Origin of the sequence: Kitasatospora sp. NPDC004799 (assembly GCF_040609095.1) — a bacterium.
Lineage (GTDB): Bacteria > Actinomycetota > Actinomycetes > Streptomycetales > Streptomycetaceae > Kitasatospora.
The window spans coordinates 1-7,578 of sequence record NZ_JBEXJK010000394.1 but is presented as its reverse complement, the minus strand read 5'-3'; the positions used below and the strand labels follow the sequence as shown (position 1 = coordinate 7,578).

The 7,578-nt window shown below is 76.0% G+C and carries 6 protein-coding genes; all 6 read right to left on the bottom strand.

Annotated elements, in window-relative coordinates:
• Positions 1 to 899 (bottom strand): MFS transporter (locus ABZW03_RS33355; RefSeq protein ID WP_355266795.1); only part of this gene is annotated, 899 nt, incomplete at its 3' end.
• A 37-nt stretch (positions 900 to 936) separates the two neighbouring features.
• On the bottom strand, positions 937 to 1,530 hold the full coding sequence (locus ABZW03_RS33350) for a helix-turn-helix domain-containing protein (RefSeq protein ID WP_355266792.1): 594 nt from the start codon (positions 1,528 to 1,530) through the stop codon (positions 937 to 939).
• 93 nt (positions 1,531 to 1,623) lie between these two features.
• Positions 1,624 to 2,733 carry a hypothetical protein gene (locus ABZW03_RS33345; RefSeq protein WP_355266789.1) on the bottom strand — a complete coding sequence of 370 codons (1,110 nt, stop codon included), beginning with the start codon at positions 2,731 to 2,733 and terminating at the stop codon, positions 1,624 to 1,626.
• A 28-nt stretch (positions 2,734 to 2,761) separates the two neighbouring features.
• Positions 2,762 to 4,153 (bottom strand): cytochrome P450, encoded by a 1,392-nt coding sequence (locus tag ABZW03_RS33340; RefSeq protein ID WP_355266787.1) that lies wholly within the window; start codon positions 4,151 to 4,153, stop codon positions 2,762 to 2,764.
• 169 nt (positions 4,154 to 4,322) lie between these two features.
• Positions 4,323 to 5,213, bottom strand: coding sequence for a transglutaminase-like domain-containing protein (locus ABZW03_RS33335; protein ID WP_355266784.1), 891 nt, complete (start codon positions 5,211 to 5,213; stop codon positions 4,323 to 4,325).
• Positions 5,214 to 5,390: 177 nt separating this feature from the next.
• The coding region (locus ABZW03_RS33330; protein ID WP_355266781.1) for a poly(A) polymerase at positions 5,391 to 7,578 on the bottom strand (2,188 nt) is incomplete at its 5' end.

Here is a 7,578-nt window from a genome sequence, read left to right as displayed (position 1 = left end):
GGGAGCCGCCCGGCGACGGCGAGCAGCGCGGCGCTGGCGGCGGCGCCGGCGCCGAAGCAGCCGACGATCCAGCCGTAGCCGGACGGGCCCCAGCCGCGTTCGGCGTTGAGCAGCACCAGGCCGACGCTGAGGGTGCCGGTGAGACCGAGTTCGCAGACGGCCCCGGCCGCGACCAGCGGGCCGATCAGGCGGTGGCGGCGGATGTAGCGCAGCCCGTCGAAGAGCTCGGCACGCGCGGAGCCGGGCCGGGACGGGGTGCTCTCCGAGGCGCTGTCGGACGGTGCTTCGAGCGGGCTGATCCGGACGGAGAACAGCAGCGGCAGGGAGAGCGCGAAGAGCACGCCGGCGGTGGCGAAGGCGGCGGCCGGACCGCCCAGGCCCATGGCCAGGCCACCGAGCGGAGGCCCGGCGATCTGGCCGACCCGCATCGACAGCGAGCGCAGGCCGGTGACCCGGGCCAGCTGGTCCGGGCCGGTGATCCGGGGCGGCAGCGCCCCGACGGCGGGCACGAACACGGCGTCCACGGCGCCGAAGACGAGCGCCACCGCGACCAGCAGCCAGAGCGCGGGCGTGGTCAGCGCGATGGCGGCGGCCATCGCGAGGATGAGCAGGCAGCGCACGGCGTCGCTGCCGAGGACCACCCGGCGCGGGTCGAGCCGGTCGGCCAGCACCCCGCCGCCGAGCATCAGCAGGGCGCGCGGGGCGGCGCCGGCGGCCAGCACCAGGCCGACCTCGGTGGGGCCGGCGGACCGCTGGGCGGACCAGCCGAGGGCGGCGAAGTACACGCTGTCGCCGATCAGCGAGGCGGTGTGGGCGGTGAGCCAGCGCAGCACGTTGCCGTCGCGGTGGGCGGGCGGCGCGGGCGTGCGGGCGGGGAGGGTCGGTTCCGCGAGGGACATCGGGACTCCGGCGATCGGGGACACGGCGGTGCCGGTGTCAGGGGCGGAAGGGGAACCCGTACAGGTGGACGGAGACGTGCTCGCGGCCCGCGGTGTCACCGGCCGCCCGGGCGGCCTTGCCGCGCTCCCGCCAGCGTCGGGAGAGGGCCTGCAACTCCCCCTCCATCTCGGCGAGTTCGGCCGCGGTGAGATCGAGCAGCCATTCCGAGCTGAAGGCCGCGTCGGCCCACTCCCGGCCCCAGGCGGCCCGTTGGCCGAAGTAGGCGCGGTACTGGGCGGACCGGGAGTCGATCAGTCCGTCGACCACCGTGTTGACGGCGGCCGCGGCCTCGGGCGTGCCGTCGAGGTCGGACTCGCGGAAGCCCCAGCCCTCCTCGGAGGCGACCTGCCACCACCGCTCCCGGCCGTCGCTGCTCCGCCCGTCGGCCTCGGTCACGAACCCTTGCTCGGCCAGCTTGCGCAGGTGGTAGCTGACCAGGGACGGCGCCTGGTCGACCTGCTCGGCGAGCTGTGACGCGGTCGCGCTCCCGGCCGCGTAGAGCAGGCGGTAGAGCTGCACCCGCAGTGGGTTGGTGAACGCCTTCAGACGGGACAGGTCGGTGATCCGGCCGGGCCGGGGCTTCTCGGGCATGCGTCGACGATAGATCCGAAGGGAAAATTGCGCAATAAAAATTTCAGATCTTCGGGCGGGCCGTCAGGGCGGTGTGCCGGGACGTCGGAGCTCCTACCCCCGGGTAGTGAGGACCTCGTCGACGAGTGCTGACAGGGGGGCGCTCATCGGCAGGCGGGTCATCCGGCGGCGTTCGAGGTAGCGGTCGACGAGGCGGGCGTAGGAGAGGGAGACGCGGGAGTAGCGGTCGTAGACGAGGGTGGGGAGGTCGGTCGCGTCGCGGAAGCGGGCGGTCAGGCGGAGGAAGGTGTGGTGGATGGCGGTGCGGCGGCGCGCCGTCTCGGGGGCGGGACGGGTGGGGCGGACGCCGAAGTTGGTGACCTCCTTCACGCCTATGCCGTACTGGTCCTTGGAGATGTCCATCCCGAGGGTCTGGGCCACGGCGGCGGCGAGGAAGGCCGCGCGGTCGTGGTCGTCGTAGGGGAGGCGGTAGTAGTAGGCGATCAGGTGCAGGACGGGCAGCGTCTCGGCGGCGTACGTGCGCAGGATGCTCGCGCGCAGGGCGTCCGGCTCGCGGACGTACGCCTGGATCGCGTCGAGGCCCTCCGGTGGCGCCAGGCCCGGTGCGGCGGCGGACCACTTCTCGTGGAACTGGACGCGCGCGCTGAACAGCGTCTCCCGGTGGGCCTCGGCGAGCCAGCGCGGGTCGCGGTCGCCGCCGAGGGCCTTCACCCGGTCGAGCACCTCGGCCAGGCTCTCGCCGCCGAGGCGGTGGACGCCGTTCGCCACGTCCTGGGGCGGGACGACGATGTCGTCCAGGACCGCCAGCAGGGCCACCGCCTTGGCGAGCGCGTGCCACAGCGGGTCGGGGCGGTAGCCGGCCAGCCACAGGGTGAGCCACTGCACGGAGTCGCGGACGATGTGGCGGTGCACCTCGTCGAGGGAGCGGTCGCCCTTGCGCGTGCAGATCAGCTCGGCCGGGCGCGCCGCGGACAGCCAGGCGGCGTACGCCCGGCCCGGCCCCCTCTCGCGGTACGCCCGGTCGGTGGCGTCGAGCAGGGCGAGCCGGTCGCGGCGGCACTCGGCCTCGACCGCCAGCAGGTGCGCCGGGTCGACGGCCCCGGGGGCGGTCGCCGGGAGGAAGCGGGCGAGTCCCTCCAGGTGGGGGTCCAGCGTCCGCGCGGCGGCGAACAGCTCCGTCTCGGCCAGGTGGAACTCCAGCACCGGTCGGTCCTCCTGGTCGAGCGCGGATTCAGCGCGGGGTGACGGACATGGGCAGGGCGTCGGGACGGATCTGGGCGTCCGCGACGGCCCGGACCCGGTGCCCGGGTGCCGGGTGCAGGTGCCAGCGCGTGGTGACGGCGGCGAGCACGGCGAGCATCTCGGCCCACGCGAAGCCGTCGCCGACGCATCTGCGGTTGCCGGCGCCGAAGGGCAGGTAGGCGCCGCGCGGCAGGCTCTTCTCGGGACGGTCCAGCCACCGGTCGGGGTCGAAGCGCAGCGGGTCCGGGAAGAGGACGGGGTCGCGGTGCAGGGTCGCGGCGCTGTAGACCACCTCGGCTCCGCGCGGGAGTTCGTGGCGTCCGATGCGCACGGGTTCCAGGGCGCGCCGTCCCATGAACCAGAGCGGCTGGTGGAGGCGGAGCACCTCCTGGACGAACCGCGCGGTGTACGGCAGGGCGGCCGGGGTGGCGGCGTCCGGTCCGGCGGCCTCGGCCTCGGCGTGGATCCGCTCCGCGGTCGCCGGATCGCGGGCGAGCACGTGCAGCGCCCAGGACAGGGTGGTGGCCGTGGTCTCGACTCCGGCGACCAGCAGGGTGAGGATCTCGTCGCACGCCGCCTCGTCCGACATGCCGGGCCCGTCCGGCCTGCGGGGCCCGTCCGACGTGCCGGGCTCGTCCGACGTGCTGCCCTCGGCCGCGAGCAGCAGCGTGAGGACGCCGTCGCCGGACGGGTGGCGGCGTGCCTCCCGGACCGCCGATTCGGCGAGCCGGCGCAGCGAGGCGGCCGAGGCCAGGAACCGCCGCCGTCCCGGGGTCGGCAGTTCGGCGAGGGCCGGCGGCAGGATGGTGGCGCGGAGCACACCGTGCACCAGGACGCCGAGGTCGCTGCCGACGCGCGCGCCCAGGTCGTCGATGGCCCGCCCGGTTCCGGGCTCCCCGGCGGACGGGAAGAGGGTGGGCAGCAGCATCGCGACGGCCAGCTCGCGCATCTCCCGGTCCATCGCGATGGTCCGGCCCGGTCGCCAGCCTCCCACCCGCTCCCTCGCGACCGCCGTGAAGGTCGCGCTGTACCGGGCGATCCGTTCCCGGTGGAAGGCGGGCTGCAGGGCGCGCCGCTGCCGGAGGTGGAAGGGGCCGTCGGAGGTCGCCAGCCCGTTGCCCAGGTAGGGGCGGACGCGGTCGAACAGCATGCCCTTGCTGAACCGCCCGCTCTGCGCGACCAGCACCTCGTGCACCGCCTCGGGGGCGTTGAGCACGTAGAACGACCGGCGCCCGAGCCTCATCTCGACGATGTCGCCGCCGGCGCGCAGCCGCTGCAGGAAGACGGCGCGCCCGCGCGCCATCCCGAGCAGGTGCCCCAGCCCCGGCAGCCCGCCGGGTGCGAGCGGGACCGCGACCGTACCCGTGTCCGCGCCGTCCACGCCGCCCCCAGCCCTGTCCGAGTCCAGTCCAGTACGAACCACGCTAGCGAAGGCGACGGGCCGGGGAACACAGGTGTTTCAGTCGATCACCAGTGCCAAGGTTGTGATGCCGGTCTGGTGCCGGTCGCGGATCACCGACAGCGGACGGGAGACGCCGCTGGGCGGGCCGTCAGCGCAGGGTGACCTCGCGGGGGCCGGTGAAGGGCGCCAGGGACAGGACGGTCCTCGGGGTGCGCAGGGCGTCGTGCTCGGTGAACAGGCGGCGGACGGCGGGCAGGTCGACCGGGCCGACGGTCAGGTGGGCGACCTCGTCGTACGGGGCGTGCGGCGTGTTGGTGGAGCCGGTGCCCCAGGTGTCCCAGAGGAGGGTCTCGACCTTGTTCAGGGCGGCGAGGTCGAGCCGGGTGGAGTGGGCGACGAACCACTCGCCGTTGAGCGGGCCCTCCTCGGGCGGGTGGACGCCGAAGGAGCCGGCGGCGGCCCGGCCGGAGCGGATCGTGCGCCAGGCCCGGCCGGCCACCAGGAAGCGGTCGCGCGGGACGTCCATCGGGTCGAAGTCCACCCGCCAGGCGGCGGCGACCCTCGGGTCGGCCAGCTGCGGGTCGGCGAGCAGCCAGCCGCGCCGGTCGTCCCAGTACTCGGTGGCCACGTGGTCGCCGTGGAAGCCGTCCGGGCCGAGGTAGTCGGCGAAACCGCAGCGCAACCGGGCCGGGACGCCGACGTGGCGCAGGAAGGAGCAGTGCAGCAGCGCCAGGTCCCGGCAGACGCCGACGAAGCGGTCGGCGGGCGCCCGCGGATGGTGGAGCGGGGCCGGGTTCCGGTCGGTGATCAGGTGCAGGATGTCGTCGAGGTAGCGCGTCTCGGCGTCGTGGTGGAGCCGGTCCGCCGGGATGTGGTGGTGGAACAGCCGGCCTTCGAGGCGGTGGATGATCAGGTGGCGGGCGATCCGGGCGAGTTGGCTCGGGTCCTTGGGGAGATCGGCGTAGCGGGGGAGGTGGGGGCCGGGATCGGAGAAGACGCTCTGCCCGAGGTAGAAGGCGGGGAAGTCGGCGGAGGGCACGGGGAACTCCCATGGGGCTTCGGCCGCATGATCGGTGGCTGGGCCGCTGGTGCTCACCGTGGCAAATTTCGGGGGCGGTTGTCCAGAAGAGCCGGACGGGCACGGGTGGTTCGGCTGATCCGGGTGGTGCGGGTCGTCCGGGCGTTTCCGTGCGTCGGGACGTTTCAGCGGGACGGTTCAGCGGGACGGGGTGGGGACGCCGCCGCCGTCGACGTGCTCGACCCGGACGCCGGGCAGCGTGCGGCACCACGCCGTGGTGATCGGGGCGAGCCGGTCGGCGGGGAGCGGGGCGGGGCCGAGGCCGATCGGGAGGTGGAGGCGGCCGTCGGCGGTCCGGTACGGGTGGGGCCAGGCGTGCAACCGGGTGGCCCCGGCGTCCTCCAGCGCGGCCAGCAGGGCGCGGACGCGGCCCCGGACGAGGCCGAGTGACTCCTCGTCGGTGCTGACCACGGCCCAGGCGGCGTGCCGGCGGTGCAGCGGGGGAGCGGCGAGCAGGGCGGGCCACAGGGCCGCGGCGGCTTCGGCGCCCTCTGCGGCCTCGGTGGCCAGTTCCCAGGCGTGGTAGAGCTCCTCGGTGAGCAGGTCGCGGGTGTCGGCGCTGACCTGGGAGGTGCAACTGCGCACCGGCGCGGAGGGGGTGAGGACGGTCAGCGGGCCCGAGGGGCCGGGCACCGGGTCGGCGGAGAGGGCGACGGGCCGCCGCCAGTCCCAGCCCGCCCAGGTCCCGGCGAAGCGCCGGAACAGCTCCTCCTCGGGAGCGCCGGGCGCGTCCAGGACGGTCCGGGCGGCCAGCACCGACCAGGCGAGCGAGGGCAGTTGGCCGAAAGGCGCGGAGTCCAGGCCGCGCGCCCGCGCCCAGGCCTTCACCTGGCGCGCCAGCCGGACGAAGCGCGCGTGCCGGTCGCCGAGCGCCGTCAGGATCGCCTCGGCATCCGTGACCGCGCTCAGTGCGACGGCCTCCGCCTCGCCGAGCTCCGCACGCCGGTCCACGGCCCGGGCCGGGTCGAGCGCGCCGGTGAAGACCACCACGAGGTCGACCGACAGGCCGTCGGCGGCCAGGCGCAGGCCCGGCACCCGGGCGCCGTGCACCTCGCGCAGCCCCCGGGCCTCCGGCAGCGCGGCCGCCACCCGGGCGCGGACGGCGGGCAGGTCGGCGGAACCGGGCAGTGCCGCCACCAGGTCCAGGTCGGCGCCGTCCAGCTGGCAGCCCAGCCGACGGGAGCCGACGGTGCGCACCACGCCCTCGGGCAGGGCCGCGGCGATGCGCCGGGCCAACGCCCTTGCGGCGGAGGCGTGTTGATCGGACTCCGGGGTCGGTGAGGTGATCGGCCGCTCGGGTACCGGGCGCACCTCGCCCGTTCCCAGCGAGACCACCGCGCGCGGGCGCATCGGCTCGCCGCCCCGCCGGGAGAGCACCACCAGCTCGCCGACCCGGGCGGAGGCCCCGGCGAGCCGGGCCGCGCAGTCGGCGGCCACGCGCTGCGGGTCGTCGCTGCGCCCGAGGGTCAGATGCGGGGTGAAGCCCTCGGCCCGGCCGCGGCAGCGGGGGAAGCGCCGCTCCAGCGCCTGCCGCAGCGCCGCCCAGGGGGCGGGGGAGCCGGCGGCCGGGTCCAGCCAGACGGTGGCGTCCTCGCGGTGCCCGAAGGTGTGCACGCCCTCCAGCCGCGCGGTGAACGGCGCCACCTCGGCGGCGGCCGCGCCCAGCAGCGGCAGGGCCCGGTCGAACTCGGCCTCCGGGACGAAGCCGAACAGCAGGTTGACGTGCGGGGGCCAGCGCCGCAGCTGCGGGTCGTACGCCTCGCGCAGGCGCTGGATCGGCGGCCGCAGCTCCTCGGGCGGCAGCCAGGCGACGGCGGTACGGGCGGTGGGCGCGGCGTCGAGGACGTCCGGGGTGCCGCCGTGGAGATCACGGAGGGCTTCGCCACCGAGGAGGAGGTCGACGGCCACGCCGTAGTGGTCGGAGGGCAGGAGCCCGTCCTCGGCCGGGCGGTCGCCGAGCAGGACGGCCGCGGTGGCGCGGGCGCCGTCGCCGCGGTGCAGCACCCGGTCCAGCCGGCCCGGGCGGCCGGTCAGCGAGGAGACCGCGGCGAGCGGGTTGGCCGTCGGGTCGAAGGTGGGGGTGTCGTCGGCCGGTCCGTGCACCTGGCTCCAGGCGTCCCGCAGGCCGAGCGCGGCGGCCGGGCCGGACGGGCCGGAGCGGCCGTCGTTGAAGTCCCCGAGCAGCAGCAGCTCACCCTCGATGCCCGCCAACCCCTCGGCCAGCCGGGCGAGTTCGGCCCGGCGGCGGTCGGCGCCGTCCGGCGAGTGGTCGCTGCTGAGGTGCACGGCGGCGACGGTCAGCGGCGCGCCGGCGGCCCGGACCGAG

What these genes read in the sequence shown, in the direction of transcription:
- ABZW03_RS33350 (WP_355266792.1), bottom strand. Translation starts at nt 1,530, where the DNA reads ATGCCCGAGAAGCCCCGGCCCGGCCGGATCACCGACCTGTCCCGTCTG.